22 protein-coding genes are annotated in these 17853 nt (G+C 45.0%); 19 read left to right on the top strand and 3 right to left on the bottom strand.

Translation table 11 applies throughout. From position 1 onward, the window contains the following. Positions 1–326: 326 nt before the first annotated feature. The 3 genes from JOC27_RS06435 to JOC27_RS06425 all read left to right on the top strand — a co-directional run bounded on the left by JOC27_RS06435 (position 327) and on the right by JOC27_RS06425 (position 3506). Positions 327–1598, top strand: coding sequence for a dihydrolipoamide acetyltransferase family protein (locus JOC27_RS06435; protein WP_205006188.1), 1272 nt, complete (start codon positions 327–329; stop codon positions 1596–1598). A 342-nt stretch (positions 1599–1940) separates the two neighbouring features. Next, a complete protein-coding gene (locus JOC27_RS06430; RefSeq protein WP_205006187.1) occupies positions 1941–3020 on the top strand; it encodes an AI-2E family transporter in 1080 nt (359 codons plus the stop codon). 33 nt (positions 3021–3053) lie between these two features. Next, positions 3054–3506 (top strand): NUDIX domain-containing protein, encoded by a 453-nt coding sequence (locus JOC27_RS06425; RefSeq protein ID WP_205006186.1) that lies wholly within the window; start codon positions 3054–3056, stop codon positions 3504–3506. Positions 3507–3863: 357 nt separating this feature from the next. Here the strand turns inward: JOC27_RS06425 and deoD are convergent, their stop codons facing one another. Together deoD and gloA2 are read right to left on the bottom strand one after the other, a co-directional pair. Continuing rightward, the gene (gene deoD, locus JOC27_RS06420) at positions 3864–4568 is read right to left on the bottom strand and encodes a purine-nucleoside phosphorylase (RefSeq protein ID WP_205006185.1); all 705 of its coding nucleotides are present in this window, start codon (positions 4566–4568) and stop codon (positions 3864–3866) included. Positions 4569–4604: 36 nt separating this feature from the next. Continuing rightward, on the bottom strand, positions 4605–4997 hold the full coding sequence (gloA2, locus tag JOC27_RS06415) for an SMU1112c/YaeR family gloxylase I-like metalloprotein (protein WP_205006184.1): 393 nt from the start codon (positions 4995–4997) through the stop codon (positions 4605–4607). Positions 4998–5291: 294 nt separating this feature from the next. On the opposite strand from gloA2, the gene JOC27_RS06410 reads away from it, so the two are divergent. Next, positions 5292–6257 (top strand): cation diffusion facilitator family transporter, encoded by a 966-nt coding sequence (locus JOC27_RS06410; RefSeq protein ID WP_205006183.1) that lies wholly within the window; start codon positions 5292–5294, stop codon positions 6255–6257. Positions 6258–6458: 201 nt separating this feature from the next. Here JOC27_RS06410 and JOC27_RS06405 read toward each other — a convergent pair whose 3' ends face one another. Continuing rightward, positions 6459–6773 (bottom strand): thioredoxin family protein, encoded by a 315-nt coding sequence (locus JOC27_RS06405; protein ID WP_205006182.1) that lies wholly within the window; start codon positions 6771–6773, stop codon positions 6459–6461. A gap of 158 nt (positions 6774–6931) precedes the next feature. Between JOC27_RS06405 and JOC27_RS06400 the strand changes: the two genes are divergently transcribed. The 15 genes from JOC27_RS06400 (at position 6932) to spoVAE (ending at position 17832) form a co-directional block, all read left to right on the top strand. Continuing rightward, a complete protein-coding gene (locus JOC27_RS06400; RefSeq protein WP_205006181.1) occupies positions 6932–7504 on the top strand; it encodes a cysteine hydrolase family protein in 573 nt (190 codons plus the stop codon). Beyond that, the gene (locus tag JOC27_RS06395) at positions 7501–8124 is read left to right on the top strand and encodes a DNA-3-methyladenine glycosylase I (protein WP_338062779.1); all 624 of its coding nucleotides are present in this window, start codon (positions 7501–7503) and stop codon (positions 8122–8124) included. Before JOC27_RS06400 ends, JOC27_RS06395 begins: the two co-directional genes overlap by 4 nt. Before the next feature lie 99 nt (positions 8125–8223). Further along, positions 8224–8769, top strand: coding sequence for an NUDIX hydrolase (locus JOC27_RS06390; RefSeq protein ID WP_205006180.1), 546 nt, complete (start codon positions 8224–8226; stop codon positions 8767–8769). 114 nt (positions 8770–8883) lie between these two features. Continuing rightward, positions 8884–9516 carry a stage II sporulation protein M gene (spoIIM, locus tag JOC27_RS06385; RefSeq protein ID WP_205006179.1) on the top strand — a complete coding sequence of 211 codons (633 nt, stop codon included), beginning with the start codon at positions 8884–8886 and terminating at the stop codon, positions 9514–9516. A 371-nt stretch (positions 9517–9887) separates the two neighbouring features. After that, positions 9888–10394 carry a ferric iron uptake transcriptional regulator gene (fur, locus tag JOC27_RS06380; RefSeq protein ID WP_205006178.1) on the top strand — a complete coding sequence of 169 codons (507 nt, stop codon included), beginning with the start codon at positions 9888–9890 and terminating at the stop codon, positions 10392–10394. Between the two features lie 231 nt (positions 10395–10625). Next, positions 10626–10877 (top strand): DUF4227 family protein, encoded by a 252-nt coding sequence (locus tag JOC27_RS06375; protein WP_205006177.1) that lies wholly within the window; start codon positions 10626–10628, stop codon positions 10875–10877. A 2-nt stretch (positions 10878–10879) separates the two neighbouring features. After that, positions 10880–11773 (top strand): tyrosine-type recombinase/integrase, encoded by an 894-nt coding sequence (locus JOC27_RS06370; protein ID WP_205006176.1) that lies wholly within the window; start codon positions 10880–10882, stop codon positions 11771–11773. A gap of 27 nt (positions 11774–11800) precedes the next feature. Beyond that, the gene (locus JOC27_RS06365; protein WP_205006175.1) at positions 11801–12610 is read left to right on the top strand and encodes a purine-nucleoside phosphorylase; all 810 of its coding nucleotides are present in this window, start codon (positions 11801–11803) and stop codon (positions 12608–12610) included. Between the two features lie 361 nt (positions 12611–12971). After that, entirely contained in the window at positions 12972–14144 is a 1173-nt protein-coding gene (locus JOC27_RS06360) for a D-alanyl-D-alanine carboxypeptidase family protein (RefSeq protein ID WP_205006174.1), read from the top strand. 171 nt (positions 14145–14315) lie between these two features. After that, positions 14316–14666: an anti-sigma F factor antagonist gene (gene spoIIAA, locus JOC27_RS06355; RefSeq protein WP_205006173.1), complete on the top strand. Its 351-nt coding sequence runs from the start codon at positions 14316–14318 to the stop codon at positions 14664–14666. Beyond that, on the top strand, positions 14667–15107 hold the full coding sequence (gene spoIIAB, locus JOC27_RS06350; protein WP_205006172.1) for an anti-sigma F factor: 441 nt from the start codon (positions 14667–14669) through the stop codon (positions 15105–15107). 12 nt (positions 15108–15119) lie between these two features. Beyond that, on the top strand, positions 15120–15878 hold the full coding sequence (gene sigF, locus JOC27_RS06345; RefSeq protein WP_205006171.1) for an RNA polymerase sporulation sigma factor SigF: 759 nt from the start codon (positions 15120–15122) through the stop codon (positions 15876–15878). 124 nt (positions 15879–16002) lie between these two features. Next, positions 16003–16452: a stage V sporulation protein AC gene (spoVAC, locus tag JOC27_RS06340; protein WP_205006170.1), complete on the top strand. Its 450-nt coding sequence runs from the start codon at positions 16003–16005 to the stop codon at positions 16450–16452. 13 nt (positions 16453–16465) lie between these two features. Then, positions 16466–17485, top strand: a complete 1020-nt coding sequence (gene spoVAD / locus JOC27_RS06335) for a stage V sporulation protein AD (protein WP_205006169.1) — start codon at positions 16466–16468, stop codon at positions 17483–17485. Continuing rightward, complete coding sequence (gene spoVAE / locus JOC27_RS06330) at positions 17482–17832, top strand: stage V sporulation protein AE (RefSeq protein WP_205006168.1); 351 nt, start codon at positions 17482–17484, stop codon at positions 17830–17832. Before spoVAD ends, spoVAE begins: the two co-directional genes overlap by 4 nt. Positions 17833–17853: the final 21 nt, after the last annotated feature.

The following is a 17853-nucleotide window of genomic DNA, read 5'->3' as shown; positions in this document are numbered from 1 at the left end:
CCTGCGGGAGAAGCGAGCCAAGTGAGACCCCGCAGATTCTAGACTGTCTGAGGAGGCTCACGGATCGCCCGCGGCAAGCGAGCAGCCGAAGCGCAATGGATACAAATAAAGACCAGGCGTAACCTGTTTTCTTAAAAGATAAGAAAGCATAAAATGGAGCGAAGGTGCGAGACGCCTGCGGGAAAAGCGAGCCAAGTGAGACCCCGCAGATTCTAGACTGTCTGAGGAGGCTCACGGATCGCCCGCGGCAAGCGAGCAGCCGAAGCGCAATTGATACAAATAAAGACCAGGCGTAGCCTGTTTTTCTTATGAAGGGAGGAAATGGTATGGCTACAGAAATCATTATGCCTAAAATGGGGATGGGCATGTCCGAGGGTACTGTTGTCGAATGGCTGAAAAGTAAAGGAGACACAGTAAAAAAAGGCGAATCTGTTGTTTCAATCAGTTCCGATAAAATCGAAAAAGAGATTGAAGCACCAGAAGACGGAATTTTACTTGACATTGAAGCTGAGGCAGATGACGTTGTGGCGATAGGCAAAGCGCTTGGCTATATCGGTCAAGCCGGGGAGGCTATTCCCACTGAAAATACACAGGAAGTGGCTCCTGCGCCTGTTGCTTCTGTGCAGGACACGCTGAAACCAGCCGTAAAAGTAGAAGTAGAAAAAGAAGCTGCGCCTGTCGCGCGTCTGCGTATTTCGCCTGCAGCGAGAAGATTGGCCAAAGCGGAGGCTATCGATCTGAGCGTAGTGACAGGTACGGGTCCGCTCGGGCGAATTACGAAAGCAGATGTCGCTTTGGCGGTAAAGGATCGTGCGGATGAGAAGGCCGCGGAACAATTGACTACGTCTTTGAAGGCCGAAAAGTCGACCAGTCAACCGCAAACGGAAATAGCATCCGTTGCTTTGACTGGCGGTACGAGTAGGAAAATGAGTGGCATGCGTAAAGTAATCGCTGCTCGGATGTACAGCAGTTTGCAGGAAAGTGCGCAACTGACCTTACAGACAACTGCGGATGTCACAGCGTTGCTTGCTTTTCAGAAACAGGCGCGTGCCGCGTATCCAATCGACGATGAAGTCCGATTAACAGTCACTGATTTTATCGCAAAAGCAGTCATTCAATCGCTTTTGGAACATAAAAAAATGAACAGTCTGCTTGAGAACGACACGATTACGGAATTCGCGGATGTCCATCTTGGCGTTGCGGTTGCATTGGATGAGGGGCTTGTAGTCCCGGTGATTAAAGATGCGGATAAGAAATCGTTAAGTGTTCTCTCACGTGAAATTCGCAAGGCAAGTAAAGCTGCGCGTTCTGGACAGATGAATGCTTTGCAGCTGAGTGGTTCCACATTTACGGTGACTTCTCTAGGAACTTACGGCGTTGGATTTTTCACACCGGTTCTTAACCCACCAGAAACGGGAATTCTCGGTGTCGGCCAAATTACTGATCAGCCGGTGTATGTTGGTGAATCACTTGAACGGCGCAGCATGCTACCGCTAAGTCTAACATTTGATCACCGAGTGGTAGACGGCGCTCAGGCAGCAGAATTTTTGAAAACAATCAAAAACTATCTTGAGGCACCGTTTAAGCTCGTTTTGTAACAATGGACGAAATTAGTTTATCAATCGATGGAAAATTTAGCTGTTTCACCTGCCAGCAAGCGGTGTGAGACAGCTTTATTATTTTACGGAATGGATTGGAATGGGTGGTATATATTTAATAGAGTAGCTACTCCTTTAGTTCTTGCTGTCTTCGTGGAAATCATGTGCTTCGTATTTTACAGTATCTGTAAGATAAGAAATACAATGGATCGATTCGAGTGATTCGGTTAAAATGAAAGGGTATGAACAAAAGTCGAGTAGGGGTGCACGGGAACAATTGCATCGTTAATCAAAAATTAGTGCTTCGAAGGATTATTTCATCGGAGGGAGTGGGGAGCGATTATGCCGCAATCAAAGTATTTTAAATTTTCCATTTGGATCTTATTAATTCTTATTATTCTATTAGTCGCTTCCAAACTCACATTTATTCTCGCGCCGATCGGTGTTGTATTGACGAGTTTAGCTGCTCCATTAATTATTGCTGTACTTTTTTACTACCTTCTGCGGCCACTTGTTCGCGGCTTATGCCGCCTGCGGATACCAAAAGTTGTGGCAATCGTGATTATTTATTTGATTGTTCTCAGTTTGCTTGCAGCGCTCATTTTCTGGCTCGGACCGCAGCTTTATAACCAAGTGCTTTCACTCATTAATAGTATGCCGCATCTCATAAAGCAACTTGGTCAGCAGTTAAATGATTTTCAGAACAGCAAACTCTTTGTGCGGATGCACTTAAATGATATTTCCTATACAGATTTCACCAATCGATTTTCGAAAAATTTCACCCAAATGACGACTTCGATTGGTAACAATATTTTATCAATCATTCAGTCGATCACCGGTACCGTTTTAATCGCAGTAACTGTTCCTTTTATCCTCTTCTATCTATTAAAAGATGGCGAGAAGATGGCACGCGGAATGATTAAGTTTATTCCTGAGGAACATAGAGAAAAAGGAATGGAAATACTGCGAGATATGGATCAGGCACTCAGCGGTTATATCCAAGGGCAAATGATTGTTCTTCTCTTTGATTTTGTATTCATTTTCATTTGGTATACAGTGATCCATTTAAATTATTCCTTGGTGCTTGCACTGGTTATTTTGTTTACGAATGTGATTCCGTTTATCGGCTCGTTTATTGCGACCATTCCAGCAGTCATTGTGGCTTTCATTCAGGATCCAGTGTTGGCTATTTATGTGATTGTCGGTGTCATCGTTGTGCAGCAGATTGAAGGCAATGTGATTTCACCGCTTGTCATGGGCAGAAAACTAGACCTTCATCCGCTGACAATTATCTGCATTCTGCTTGTTGCCGGAAATCTTGCAGGAATTATTGGAATGCTACTCGCTATCCCTGTCTATGCGGTCTGTAAGGTGATAGTTACGCGGATTTACCAGTTGTTCCAGTTACGTCGACATGGCTAATCTGCGGAAAACGGAGACAAAGAAGGTTATTCAGTGGGCTATATTGAAAATTTGAGACGTTCTATTGGTCACCAACCCTTGCTGCTGCCTGGCGCAGCTGTCATTCTTGAAAATGAGGGTCGTGGCATTCTGCTGCAAAAGCGCAGGCATCCTCAGAATACATGGGGGCTGCCAGGTGGCTTAATGGAGCTGGGCGAATCAGCAGAAGAAACAGCAATTCGGGAGGTTCGTGAAGAGACCGGACTGACTATTGATAATTTGCAATTATTTGGTGTTTATTCTGGTGCGATGGCCACTGCGGCCAATGGGGATTGTTATTATCCAATTATTATCGTCTACAGCACACAGTCGTTCCATGGGCAAATGCGGGTTGATCCAGAAGAATCCGCTGATTATTCATTTCTTGATGTTCATGAGTGCAGGGAGCAGCTTACACTGCTGAAAAATCACCGACCGATCATTGATGACTGGATAAAAAAGCATTAAAAAGAACCTGGCTTTGCCAGATCCCAGGATGATGGGAGACCCTTCGTTTTTTATAAAAGAGAAAAGAATGAAATTTTTTTAAGAGATAAGCTATGTTTCAATTTAATGTTGTTTTCTGATCTAAAGGCAATGTGTGAGACGCCCGCGGCAAACGAGCAGGCGAAGCGCATTTGTTGCAAGATAAAGACCAGGCATAGCCTGGTTCATCTCCTCTTTATCACTCAGAAATCTTATCAATTCCTAAAGTGAAAAAAATAGAGCTGGATCATATTGATCCGCTCTATTTTTTAGCCTATAAATAGCTCTCGGCAGATCGAGACAAATCGTCTGTCGATAGCCTTAGCTTCAAGATGAATTTTATTGGATCGCCGTAGTCAGCGCAATTTGAATCATCTCGTCGAATGTTTTTTCACGTTCCGCAGAAGTCGTGTCTTCGCCAGTAAAAACATGATCACTCACTGTTAAGATAGTTAATGCATGAACGCCGTATTTTGCGGCTAATGTATAGAGCGCGGTCGTTTCCATCTCAACAGCTAATACACCATATCCAGCGAGCTTTTTCATCAAATCCATGCTGTCCCGATAAAAGGCGTCCGCAGATAAAATGCTACCAACACGCATACTCGTTCCCATTCGTTCTCCAATCGAATAGGCTTTGTGCAGCAAACCGAAATCAGCGGTCGGTGCAAAATCAATATTTGGGAATGTCAGGTGATTGATTGCTGAGTCTGTAGTGGCCGACATCGCTAAAACGACATCGCGTACATGAATGTCCTTTTGAATGCCTCCGCAAGTACCGACGCGGATTAAATTTTTTACACCGTAATCACGAATTAATTCATTTACGTAAATAGAAATGGATGGAATCCCCATGCCTGTCCCTTGAACAGAGATTCTTTTGCCCTTATAAGTTCCTGTATAACCGAGCATACCGCGCACATGATTGTATGGCTCAGCGTTTTCCAAATAAGTTTCGGCAATATATTTGGCCCGCAGTGGGTCGCCGGGAAGGAGAATGGTTTCGGCAATTTGCCCTTCCTTTGCTTCAATGTGGATACTCATCGTTCCGCTCCTCTCAGATAGTTACCTTTTCACTTTTTACTGCTGATAGATTTCAAGTGGTAGACCGTCGGGATCCTGAAAAAAAGTAAAAAGCTTACTTGTATACGGATCCTGACGTACGGGCTCGACAGCGACGCCATTGCGTTCCAACTCTTTGACCGTCTCTTTGACAGATGCGACGCGAAACGCCAAATGGCGCAGACCGCAGGCTTCCGGATGCGACGGTCGTTCCGGTGGAGACGGAAAAGAAAACAATTCGATCTGCCCGCCATTATCATCACCGATCGCGAGATCCAATTTATAGGATTGACGCGCTTCTCGATATACCTCATGAATGATTGTGAAACCAAGAATTTCCGTATAAAAACGTTTCGAACGCTGATAATCGGAACAGATAATTGCACTGTGATGGATGCCGAGAAAAGTCATGCCCGTTTCGCCCCCATTGTTATTATTTTTTCAGCTTCACTCAGTATACCAAAGCAGAGTCAAGCTTGTGAACGACTGATGAAAAAAGATTGATTGGTTCCCTATTAAAGCCCTTTGATTGTTCGAACGGAAAGGAAGTCCGTGCTGGGGAATGGCACAAAAATGACAGGTCTTCAATCAATAGCGGAATTAAACAGCAATGCTTGACATTTCGCATTTAATCGCTCATATTTAACATATGAATGATTGCTCATATGTTGGCTATTTAAAGATACTGTCTATCGGGTGGTTTTTATGATTCAAAAAGAAGAAGCACACAAATTTAATGATGAACATGAATTAAGGCATAACCACAGCCAGCATTCGCCTGATTCAGCGACAAGTCGCGGCGCACTTCTTTTCAGTTTCTTTTTAATTACGGGATTTATGATTGTTGAATTTGTTGGCGGCTTGTTAACACACAGCTTAACGCTTCTGTCGGATTCTGGTCATATGTTAAGCGATTCAATCTCACTGGGCTTGAGTTTTGTGGCAATGGCAGTTGGTGCGCGGGTACCAGCGAATAGCATCAAGACATTCGGCTATCGACGTTTTGAAATTCTTGCTGCGCTTTTTAATGGTGTCCTGTTATTGGTTATCTCTGCTTGGATCGTAATTGAGGCGCTGCTCCGGCTTCGTCATCCGGCACCGATCATGGGCAGTGAGATGCTGCTGATTGCTGTAATTGGCTTCATCGTCAACCTGATTGTCGCAGCCATTTTAATGCGCGGGGAATCGAAAAAAAACCTGAATATCAGAAGTGCTTTGCTGCATGTGCTCGGTGATTTACTCGGTTCTGCAGGGGCGATAGCAGCAGCATTGATAATCATTGCTACAGGATGGCAATATGCTGATCCAGCGGCAAGTATCCTTGTGTCACTGCTTATCTTTCGAAGCGGATGGCAGATTGTCAGTGAGTCTATCAATATATTGATGGAAAGCCGGCCTTCAGAACTTAATGTCGATGAAATTCGCGGGGCACTGGCAAATTTGTCTGGTGTTGTCAGCGTTCATGATCTGCATATCTGGACAATTACTTCCGGGTTCTTCTCCTTGAGCTGTCATTTAACTGTCACCGATCATATTAATCGTGATGAACTGCTGTATCAAGCTGAAGAACTGCTTGGGGATTATAATCTTCAGCATGCAACGATTCAGATGGAAGGACAGAATTTTGCTGGATGTCGTTCGGATTGCACGCATGAAAAACGAATAGAATGATTGTGTTTGGGTTGCGATAAGTTTACTGCGCACGAAGCATTGCGTGCGTGTGACTGTCTGTTGGGAACCATATGCGCACCAGACTCCTGATTGACACGCATCGATAGAAAAAGGGTGTCTTAAAGTCGAAAGACTTTTGGGACACCCTCTTCTCATTTACAATAAATCGTATAGCCTGACATTTCCCTTATTTGTCAATGTTCAGTGTTCAAGTTCTGCCAAATAACTTTTGATTTCATCCTGTGTTTTATTATCAGCACGAAGATGACCGATTTTCTCACCATTCTTAAACGCAAGCAGGCTTGGAATGCCGAGAACATCATACTTTTCGCCTAATTGCGGCAACTGATCGCGATCGGCGGAATACCAGTTGAAGTCAAATGCTTGGACTAGCTCGTCGACATACATATTCAGGCGTTTGCAGTCCGGACACCATGTTGTTTCGAATTTGACGATAATGGTTTCTGGACTGTTAATCGCTGTGTTAAATTGTGCTTCGGAAGTGAGTGCTTTCAACAGGGAACATCTCCTCGGATACGTGATTACAATTATTCACTCATTTTAACAAATCACGCGGGTCTTGCAAATCATCTGCTTGCGAAAAAATACGCAAAAATGCAGTGTTTATGCAGAATTGTGAGATAATAGCAAAAGAAAAGGGAGGGGATGCAGCAATGGCTGAAGAAAAAGAGGCATTATTGGTCATCGATATGAGCAATGATTTTGTTGCTGACAAAGGCGGCTTAACCGCAGGGAAAGCGGCTCAGCAAATCGTACCCTATTTATGTGACTTGGTGGATCAATTTCACAATGAAGGAAAACTGATCATTTTTTGCATGGATGCGCATGAGACAAACGACCCTCATTTCAAACTGTGGCCGCCACATAATATTAAAGGCAGCTGGGGAGCGGAACTCTGGGGACCGCTTGGTGAGTGGTACAAACAGCACCATTCCGAGCCAAACGTGCTCTTCTTGCCAAAGCCGGAATATGACGCCTTTATTGGTACAAATCTTGATCAGATTTTACGTGTTCACCATGTAACGGCTGTCCATTTAACGGGGGTCTGTACCGACATTTGCGATTTTCTGACTGCTTATGGTGCTTATTCGCGCGGGTATCGAACGATTGCCCATGCTACAGGGATGGCGACATTCACTGGTCAACATGAACTTTTTTTAAAACAGATGGCAGCAATTTTTAAAACGGAAATTGTCCATTCCGACGATGGGAGGATTAGTGAGTGACAGAAAATAATCCAGAACAATTGATTCGCTGTGGCTGGCTGACACAGGATCCAATCTATCTAGTCTACCATGATACAGAGTGGGGACGACCTGTTTACGACACGCGCCGTTTGTTTGAAATGCTTTGTCTCGAAGGCATGCAGGCCGGGCTGAGCTGGATTACAATTTTGAAGCGCCGCGAGGCTTACCGACAAGCATTTGCAGCTTTTGATCCGGAAAAAATTGCAGCCTTCACGGAAAAAGATGTCGAGAAACTGATGCAGAACGTTGGAATCATCCGCAATCGACGAAAAATCGAAGCGATCATTAACAATGCGCGAAGCTATCTCCGCTTATCTGCTGAACAATCTTTCTCAGATTTTCTCTGGGGATTTGTCGGCAATAAACCACAGCAGCATGGTTTTGAAAAGTTGAGCGAAATTCCCGCCTCGAGCGCGATCTCACGGCAAATGAGTAAGGCTTTGAAACAACATGGGTTTAAATTTGTCGGCGAAACAATCTGCTATGCATTTATGCAGGCGGTCGGCATGGTGAACGATCATCTGACCGGTTGTTTTTGCTATCAAGAATTGAAGAAAAACGGCGATACTCTACATTCTGTTTCACAGGGAATATGCTAGAACGATTAAAACAAGAGTAGAATTTTTAGAAATCCAAAAAATAACAACAGACTTGAACAGAGCCAAAGATTCAGTAAAAAAATTGTGAGGGATGCACCTATGGATTCAGATGGATTGACAGAAAAAACAATTGATACACAAGAAATTTTTAAAGGAAGGGTAGTTCACCTTTTTCTCGATAACGTTCAACTGCCAAATGGCGCGAAGGCGACGCGGGAAGTGGTGAAACATCCTGGCGCGGTGGCTGTCATTGCAGTGAATCCTGAGGGTAAATTGTTGCTCGTCAGGCAGTACCGCTATCCGCTTGATAAAATCATTTACGAAATTCCTGCGGGTAAGTTGGAACCGGGCGAAGATCCGGAAAAAGCAGCCGTTCGCGAACTGGAAGAGGAAACTGGCTATTCATGCGCCAAGATGGAACGGATTATATCTTTTTACACGACACCAGGTTTTTCAGATGAACTGATTCACCTGTATTATACGGACTCGCTTATCTCTGGACAACAGCATCTGGATGAAGATGAGTTTTTGGAGGCTTCTGCTTTTGATTTAAAAGAGGCGGTCCAGATGGTTCAATCGATGCAGATTGCTGATCTCAAATCAATGTACGCCGTACAGTTTATGCAGCTACGCGCAAAAGGATAAGCTTATCAGATTGCATAAACCGCTCGCTTAGCCAAATCCCTGTCATAGTTTGTCCAAAAAATCATAGAGTAATTAATAGATTTTATTGCGACAAGGCAGGGAGGCATGCCGAAAATGATCGGAAATAAGCTGAAGCAATTAGCGCTGCGCCATCTCACAGATTATCGTTCCTTGTATACATTTATCATTGCTCTCTTTTTGATGGGGATTATTTTCGGAGCCGTTGTTGTCAACAGTCTTTCCTATGAAGCAAGAAATGATTTATTGCAGTATATGCAGAATTTCTTCAATGAACTGGCTGGCGGACGGATTGCTGATCCAACGGTTTTATTTAAAGAGGCCATCGGCAATGACTTTCAATATATTGCATTGATCTGGCTTCTCGGTTTATCTGTTATTGGTTTGCCCGTTTTATTCGTGTTGATTTTTGTCCGTGGTATGTTTCTTGGCTTTACAGTCGGCTTCCTGGTCAGTCAGATGGGGACAAAAGGGTTTGGTGTGGCAATGGTTTCCGTTTTTCCACAAAATCTTCTGATCATCCCAATTGACATCTTTTTGACCGTTGTTGCAGTTGCCTGTTCGCTGAGAATCATCCGTCAACTACTGATGAAAATCAGAAAAGAACCGCTTCTGCCGCAATTTATCAATTACTTGCTCGTTCTTGTTGTATCAAGCGGTGCACTCGTCGTTGCCTGCGCTTTTGAAGCTTATATTTCCCCACAATTGATTCGTCTGTTTGTTTCTTAATCTGTTAATTGAGAAGGAATCTGTTCATTTAATAAATAAAAAACCTTTAAAAGGCAGATAATCTTGTACTTTTTATTTTCTCATAATAAAATAATTATAAAGTGAAAGTCATTTTATATTATTGACACACTTTTTTGTAAGGATTATAATTTTTTAAAGGATAAGAATGTATATGATTTTTCGTAAAAATGGAGTGCAAATGCAAGTGCCCGCGGCAAGCGAGCAACCGAAGCGCAATTGTTAAAAAAAGGATTTGGCTAGGCCAAGTTTTTCTGAAGAGAATAATAATCAGACATTAGTTGCGGACAGTCGCTAGATAAGCTGATCATTAGTGATCAGGACGTTACTTATCGGCGTTAGGGGGAATTTTTGTGGAGGAAGGACGCATTAACCGTATTAAGAAACAATTGCATTCGCAAAAGTATAAACTGACACCGCAACGCGAAGCAACGGTCCGCGTTCTGCTGGAAAATGAACAAGATCATCTGAGTGCGGAAGATGTTTATTTGCTTGTGAAAGAAAAGTCGCCAGAAATTGGTCTGGCTACGGTTTATCGCACGCTTGAATTACTCTCTGAACTAAAGGTTGTTGACAAAATCAATTTTGGCGATGGGGTATCGCGCTATGACCTGCGCCAGGAAGGGGCCAATCACTTTCATCATCATCTTGTTTGCATTGAATGTGGTTCGGTTGATGAAATCCAGGAAGATTTGCTGAGTGACGTAGAGAAAATTGTCGAGCGCAGGTGGCATTTTAAAGTGAAAGATCATCGGCTGACTTTTCATGGTATTTGTCATCGCTGCTTAGCGAAGCATGAAGAAGAACATCAGAAAGCAGCAACGCTTGATACCGATGAACAACTAACGGAAAAAGTGTAACTCCGAGTAAAAAAATGATCGATTTTCACCGGGCAGCCCGTTTTCAATCGAGGCTGTTTTTTAACATCACCATCGATTGGCGATTGCCTGTATCCGATTGCGTGTCGGAAACAGGTTCTGTTGGTAGACGGTGCCTGCTAGTATGAAGTTGCTGGAGATACAATAGAGCTTTTTCTGCCCCGTTATGCATAGTCTATGAGAGAAGACTTGTACGCAAACGGAGGAGAGTGCATGATAGAATATGTTCGAAACTTTTTTAAAGGGCTCAAACTGCTATTGTTTTTCGCACTGCTTACGGCGGCATTTTATACCGGATTAACCTGGATCGACGGGCATGAAGAGCGGGTTCACCGCTACGATCAGCCAGGTTCAGATGCAGTTAAAGTCAGTCTGTTTTCTAAGAATCAGGTCAGTGATATTTTGAATGGTGAAACGATCAATTTATCAAGACGGCTGATCGAATTTTTGAGGGACGGAGAATAATCATGGAGAAGCTTCAGGAACAGGTGACCGCTTTTCTCAACGAACTGTCTGAACAGCAGCATTTGTCCGTCAATACGATTGACGCTTATCGAAACGATATCGCTCAGTACATGTATTTTCTCAGTGATCAACAAGGATGCAGCGATTGGTTGCGTGTAGATGACCTCATGGTTCGGAAATACTTTTATTGGATTCAAGATCAAGGCAGTGCAGCAGCTACCGTTGCGCGAAAAGCAACGGCTGTTCGGCGCTTTCACCGCTATTTGGTTAGCTGTCACATCCGCCCGGATGATCCGACTTATTTGATGGACACGCCAAAGGTGACCCTTCATCATCTTGAAGTGCTCAGCTATCCACAAATTGAGCAGTTGCTTGACGCACCAGATTCGGGCACAGCGACGGGATGTCGTGATTTGGCGATGCTTGAATTGCTCTATGCGACAGGCATGCACGTCAGTGAATTAATTCAACTGAACGTGAATGATGTTCATTTGGATATGGGGTTTGTTCATTGCGGCGGTAAAAAAGGACGCGAGCGGGTCCTTCCAATTGGAAAAAAGGCAGAAGCGGCGTTGCGGCATTACATAGAAGACGGCAGAGAAAATGTGCCGGAGGACGAATGTGCGCTGTTTGTCAATCGTCGCTGCCGGCGCCTCAGCCGACAAGGCATCTGGAAAATATTAAAACAGTATGCAGCGATTGCAGGCATTAATCAGCAGCTGTCACCGGAAACGCTTCGGCAATCCCTCGCCGCGCATTTGCTAGAGAACGGTGCGGACGTATTATCGGTGGAAATGCTAATGGGTCGCACAAGCACATTGTTTGCTCAGCGTTTTTCGCATACTGCAAAACCCTTATTAAAAGATTTTTATCGTTTGTATCACCCCCGTGCGTAACGACAATCAGGAAGAGGAGAAGATTAAATGAGTCAACTTTCAGAAGTGCTGGATGCGTTGCATCTAAATGAAACAAACAGGCCAGCAATCGGTCTAATTCTTGGGTCGGGACTTGGCGATATTGCTGATCAGATCGAAAATGCTCAAATCATTCCTTATCAATCTCTGCCGCATTTCCCTGTGCCAACTGTTGAAGGACATAAAGGACGCTTTGTCATTGGACAACTTGAAGGGAAAAAGGTTATCGCGATGCAGGGTCGGTACCATCATTATGAAGGCCATTCATTGCAACAAGTTGCTTTCCCTGTTGCTGTAATGAAAGGACTTGGGATACATACATTAATCGTTACCAACGCCTGCGGAGGGATTAACACGTCATTTCATCCAGGCGATTTGATGCTGATCACGGATCATATTAATATGCTCGGCACAAGCCCGCTGATCGGACCGAATGATCCGGAACTTGGCCCGCGTTTTCCCGATATGTCGGCTGTCTATGATAAGACGCTGATTAAATTGGCTGAGAAAGAAGCAGTCAATCTCCACCTACCGATTCGCCAAGGTGTTTATTTGGCAACTTCTGGACCACAATATGAAACGCCGGCAGAAATTCGAATGATGCGCGTTATGGGTGCTGATGCCGTTGGTATGTCAACGGTGCCTGAAGTGATTGCCGCTGCTCATGCTGGACTACGCGTATTGGGCATCTCCTGCATTACAAATATGGCGAGTGGCATTCTCAATCAAAAGCTCGCGCATCAGGAAGTAATTGAGACGGCTGAGCGGGTGAAGGATCATTTCATCGCGCTCGTTCGACGAACGCTCGCTGCAATGTGAGAGCGGCTAAAGGAATTGTCAAAAACGGATCCGATACAGGATCTGTTTTTTTTTATTTTTTTTTAAGAAAATATAAATTTTTTCGCACAAAAATGCAGCGAGGTGCGCTCGCGCCTTGTGGGAAGAGCGAGCCAAGTGAGACCCTGCAGATTCTCGCTTGGCTGAGGAGACGCGCGGCGCCTGCGGCAAGCGAGCAGCCGAAGCGCAATTGTTAAAAAAGGACCCTTGCTTGAGCCTTGTTTTACTGATGATGAAAGACGGGATAAATTAATAATCTTTCTCTCTATTTTCTTGTATTGTTTTCGTATAAAACAGGTCATTGTGGAGACAATGCTAAAGATTATAGTAAGGAGGTAGATTCATGAAGTCATTTTTTGCTTGGCTGATAAGTTCCGTTTTTGTATTTTGCCTTGCGAGCCCAGCGTTTACTGCTCATGCGGAGACAAGCAAAACTTCAACGGGAAATGAAGAAGCAACAAAGTCGGCCATTGTGATTGAAGGGGAGACTGGAAAAGTCCTTTACGAAAAGAATGCCAATAAGGAATTACCCCCCGCTAGTATGACAAAGGTAATGACAATGCTGTTAATCTTCAAAGCTCTGAGCCATCACCAGATCTCGCTAAAGGATAAAGTAACCGTCAGTGAAAATGCTGCGTCGATGGGCGGTTCGCAAGTATTTCTTGAACCAGGCGAGACAATGACCGTAGATGAAATGCTGCGGGCGATAGCAATTGCTTCTGGGAATGACGCATCCGTAGCGATGGCAGAACACCTGAGCGGTTCGGTTCCTGCGTTTGTTAAACAAATGAATGCAGAAGCCAAAATGCTTGGGCTGAAGCACACGCATTTCGTCAATCCGACAGGTCTGCCTGTTGCCGATCACTACACGACTGCGCACGATATGGCGATCATGGCGCAGGCGCTTGCCCGCTATCAGCAGGTATTTCATTACACCTCAAAGTATGAGGACTATCTCCGCGAAAATACGGATAAAAAGTTTTGGCTAGTCAATACCAATAAGCTGATTAAAACGTATCCAGGCGCTGATGGGATGAAAACGGGGTTCACCAATGAGGCAAAATATTGTCTGACAGCTACGGCGAAAAGAAACGGCATGCGTGTCATTGCTGTTGTGATGGGCGCACCGACCCCGAAAGCACGCAATAAGGAAGTTGCGTCATTAATGAATCAGGCTTTTGCCACCTACACAACGAAGGAAATCATGAAAAAAGGCCAGACGGTTGTCAATGAAAAAGTCGAGAAAGGTAATTACAGCCATGTTCCGGTCGTGACTGAACGCCCAACCGTTCTGCTCTTGAAAAAGGGTGAGCAGGCAAAGGGATTGAAGAAACGTGTGGAGTGGAACGGCAAACTCCAGGCGCCAATTAAGCGCGGTTCAGTTGTCGGCTATTATGTGGTACGCCAGAAAAATAAGGTTGTCTCGAAAACACCGCTCGTTGTCAACGTCACGGTGACCCGCGCTTCGTGGTGGCAATTATTTAAACGTAGTGCTGGAATGCTACTTACGCATTGATCCATTCCCTAGGCAGACTTTCGCGTCTTTTCACTAGTTTTGACGAAACAGCACTAGTTCTGTCAGCAAGAAGGAATTTATCGATTGCGAAGGGAATGCTTCTATTAGTTCGATCGCTAAGTGAGTGGTTTGATAAAGCATAAAGGCAATTATTTGGGAGGGGAGAATGAAATGAGTCTCGAAATGGATTTGCAAGTCAGAAACGGCGTGCTCTGTATTCGGCTGGAAGGCGAATTAGATCACCATACGGCCAATCTTCTTCGTGAACGGGTCAATGCAGTTATGGAGGAAGAGATCGTTCAGCACATTCTCTTGAATCTCGGCAATCTCTCATTTATGGACAGTTCAGGTCTCGGGGTCATTCTCGGACGCTATAAAAAAATCGCCAGTCTCGGCGGCGAAATGGTCGTATGCTCGATCTCGCCTGCTGTACGCCGCTTATTTGAACTTAGCGGCATGTTTAAAATCATTCGGCTTGAGACAGATGAACAATACGCACTTCATACGCTGGGGGTGGCTTGATTGAAAAATGAAATGACGCTCGATTTTCTGGCGATCAGCGAGAATGAGTCGTTTGCTCGAGTGACTGTTGCGGCATTTGTCGCACAGATTGATCCGACGCTGGAGGAACTGACCGAAATCAAAACCGTTGTTTCCGAAGCGGTAACAAATGCGATTATTCACGGCTATGAAAACAACGGAAAAGGTATGGTGCAGATTCGTGCAGCGCTAGACGGCGGTGTATTAAATCTGTCTATTCATGACGACGGTATTGGTATCCAGGATTTGGAACGGGCCAAGCAGCCGCTTTATACAACCAAGCCCGAGTTGGAGCGTTCTGGCATGGGTTTTACAATTATGGAAAATTTCATGGATCATGTGACGGTTGAAACGGAGGTCGGCAAGGGAACAACAGTCTTTATGACGAAAGAAATCACCTATAACCGCGCAGTTTGCAAGTAGGGAGACATGCGAATGGATCTGGAACGGAAAATTGGCGCCAAGGAACCTTTGCTTGATGATGAAGAGGTTAAGCAACTGATTAAACGCAGTCAGTCTGGCGATCATGAAGCGCGGGATCGGCTGGTTTCGAAAAATATGAGGCTTGTCTGGTCCGTTGTGCAGCGGTTTATCAACCGTGGTTATGAACCTGATGATCTCTTTCAAATTGGCTGTATCGGGCTTTTGAAATCCGTCGATAAATTTGATTTGACTTACAACGTCAAATTTTCAACTTATGCGGTACCGATGATAATCGGTGAAATTCAGCGCTTCATTCGTGATGACGGCGCGGTTAAAGTCAGCCGGTCATTAAAAGAAACGGGTATCCGTGTTCGCAAGAAAAAGGATGAATTATCGAAGAAATTAGGCAGGAATCCGACAGTTGGCGAACTGGCTGATGCTTTGGAAATAACGGCCGAAGAAATTGTTTTGTCTCAAGAAGCGATTCGGGCGCCATCATCAATTAACGAGACCGTTTTCGAAAATGATGGTGATCCGATTACGATTCTTGATCAAATATCCGATGGTGAAAGTAGCAAGTGGTTTGATAAAATGGTTGTCCGCGAAGCGGTGGAACGGCTGAGTGATCGAGAGAAATTAATCGTCTATCTGCGTTATTTCAAAGATCAGACGCAGATGGAGGTGGCGGTCCGGCTCGGTATTTCCCAAGTACAGGTGTCGCGGCTAGAGAAGAAAATACTTGAAGAAATCAAGAGCCAGATGGCCGAATAGGCTGTCTGGCTCTTTTCCTGTTTGCAGCTTTATGTATGGCAGGTTAGGATTCAAACAAAGTAGGCATAATTTGGCGGATTAGACAGATACTACAGTTCAGAACACTCACAGAGGAGATAGTGCGATGCTGAATGACCCGAAAAATTACAGTGATAATATTAAACCATATCTGCCAAAAGTGCCTTATGTACGCAATTGTTTGAAAGCCTTCGTGTCCGGGGGGCTGATTTGCGTCATTGGTCAATTTCTGCAAGTTTTCTATATCCATTTCTTTCACTTTACCAAAGCATCAGCTGGGAATCCGACGTCAGCGACGTTAATCTTGATCGCTTCATTGATGACGGGATGTGGCCTCTATGACAAAATCGCCCGATTTTCCGGCGCTGGTTCGATTGTACCTGTGACGGGTTTCGCTAACTCGATCACGAGTGCTGCATTAGAACATAAAAGCGAGGGGATTGTCCTTGGCGTAGCGACCAATCTATTCTCTCTCGCTGGTTCGGTTATTGTATTTGGCGTTGTCTCAGCAGCCGTTCTCGGAATCATACGGCTATTTCTTGCGCAAGCATTCTGAGAGGAGGATAAACGTGAGCAGAGTGAAGCAGCAAACATGGCGTTTTGATCACCCTATTTATCTTTCTGCGACAGGGACAGCCGTCGGACCATTAGAGGCTCGGGGACCGCTTGGCGGCACATTCGATAAAGCGTATAACACGCTTTCTTGTGGGGAAAAAAATTGGAGTGATGCTGAACGAACACTGATGCGCCGGGCGGTTGCCTATTGTCTCGCAAAAGCAGGACGAAAAGAAAGTGACATTGATTTATTTCTGGCCGGCGATTTAATGGATCAGACGGTGACATCGAATTTTATCGCACGAGAAAACAGGATTCCCTATTTAGGCATGTTCGGCGCCTGCTCAACTTCAATGGAGACGATCGCACAAGCGGCGCAGCTTGTGGACAGCGATTACGCTGATCGTGTGTTGTGTGCGGTAAGCAGCCATAATGCAACCGCCGAACGGCAATTCCGCTATCCGACCGAATATGGCGGGCCACTTAACTTGACCCAGACATTCACGGTTACCGGTGCGGGTGCGGCACTCGTCAGTCGCGAGTCGGGAAACGTACGTGTAACCGAGGCAACACTTGGCCGTGTCATTGATTGGGGGATCTCGGATCCGAATAATATGGGCGCCGCCATGGCACCAGCTGCCGCGGATACCATTTGGCGCCATTTTCAGGATACGGGACGTAGCCCAGATGATTATGATTTGATTGTGACCGGCGATCTATCGCGTGTTGGTTCACCGATCCTGAAAGAACTACTGCTTGAGAAAGGATTGGATATTACCAAGCAGCATCAGGACTGCGGTCTAATGGTGTACAGCCCAGAACAGCCGGTGAATGCGGGAGGTAGTGGCTGTGCCTGTTCTGCAGTGGTCACGTTCGGTTATTTGTATCGCCGGCTTACCGAAGGCTCATTAAAGCGAGTGATTGTCGTTGCCACGGGAGCGCTCTTAAATAAATCAACAACGAAAGAGAAAGATACCATTCCGTGCATCGCTCATGGGGTCGTCTTTGAATCCGTAAAGGGGGCCAACAGATGATCTTTGTCAATGCTTTTTTAGTTGGCGGCGCCATTTGTGTGCTCGGACAAATCTTAATTGACGTTTTCAAATTAACACCCGCGCACGTTGTTGCTTCGTTTGTCGTTCTCGGCGCAGTACTTGACTCTTTTGGAATCTATGATCAATTGATACAGCTTGCTGGTGCGGGCGCTACCATTCCAATTACAAGTTTCGGCCATGCTTTGCTTCATGGTGCGATGTCTGAAGGACACGAACACGGTTATCTGGGGATTGCCATTGGAATTTTTAAACTGACTTCTGCCGGTATTACATCCGCGATACTTTTTGGATTTCTGACGGCGTTGATCTTCAAACCTAAAGGATAAATGGATAGGAGGGAGGCACAA

The sequence above is a fragment of the Sporolactobacillus spathodeae genome (assembly GCF_016908935.1).
GTDB classification, from domain to species: domain Bacteria; phylum Bacillota; class Bacilli; order Bacillales; family Sporolactobacillaceae; genus Sporolactobacillus; species Sporolactobacillus spathodeae.
The sequence above is the reverse complement of the archived record's forward strand: the minus strand, read 5'-3'. Positions and strand labels throughout refer to the sequence as shown.

Coding starts and splice junctions, on each gene's coding strand:
- JOC27_RS06435 (WP_205006188.1), top strand. CDS start 327: ATGGCTACAGAAATCATTATGCCTAAAATGGGGATGGGCATGTCCGAG.
- JOC27_RS06430 (WP_205006187.1), top strand. CDS start 1,941: ATGCCGCAATCAAAGTATTTTAAATTTTCCATTTGGATCTTATTAATT.
- deoD (WP_205006185.1), bottom strand. CDS start 4,568: ATGAGTATCCACATTGAAGCAAAGGAAGGGCAAATTGCCGAAACCATT.
- gloA2 (WP_205006184.1), bottom strand. CDS start 4,997: ATGACTTTTCTCGGCATCCATCACAGTGCAATTATCTGTTCCGATTAT.
- JOC27_RS06410 (WP_205006183.1), top strand. CDS start 5,292: ATGATTCAAAAAGAAGAAGCACACAAATTTAATGATGAACATGAATTA.
- JOC27_RS06400 (WP_205006181.1), top strand. CDS start 6,932: ATGGCTGAAGAAAAAGAGGCATTATTGGTCATCGATATGAGCAATGAT.
- JOC27_RS06390 (WP_205006180.1), top strand. CDS start 8,224: ATGGATTCAGATGGATTGACAGAAAAAACAATTGATACACAAGAAATT.
- spoIIM (WP_205006179.1), top strand. CDS start 8,884: ATGATCGGAAATAAGCTGAAGCAATTAGCGCTGCGCCATCTCACAGAT.
- JOC27_RS06375 (WP_205006177.1), top strand. CDS start 10,626: ATGATAGAATATGTTCGAAACTTTTTTAAAGGGCTCAAACTGCTATTG.
- JOC27_RS06370 (WP_205006176.1), top strand. CDS start 10,880: ATGGAGAAGCTTCAGGAACAGGTGACCGCTTTTCTCAACGAACTGTCT.
- JOC27_RS06365 (WP_205006175.1), top strand. CDS start 11,801: ATGAGTCAACTTTCAGAAGTGCTGGATGCGTTGCATCTAAATGAAACA.
- JOC27_RS06360 (WP_205006174.1), top strand. CDS start 12,972: ATGAAGTCATTTTTTGCTTGGCTGATAAGTTCCGTTTTTGTATTTTGC.
- spoIIAA (WP_205006173.1), top strand. CDS start 14,316: ATGAGTCTCGAAATGGATTTGCAAGTCAGAAACGGCGTGCTCTGTATT.
- sigF (WP_205006171.1), top strand. CDS start 15,120: ATGGATCTGGAACGGAAAATTGGCGCCAAGGAACCTTTGCTTGATGAT.
- spoVAC (WP_205006170.1), top strand. CDS start 16,003: ATGCTGAATGACCCGAAAAATTACAGTGATAATATTAAACCATATCTG.
- spoVAE (WP_205006168.1), top strand. CDS start 17,482: ATGATCTTTGTCAATGCTTTTTTAGTTGGCGGCGCCATTTGTGTGCTC.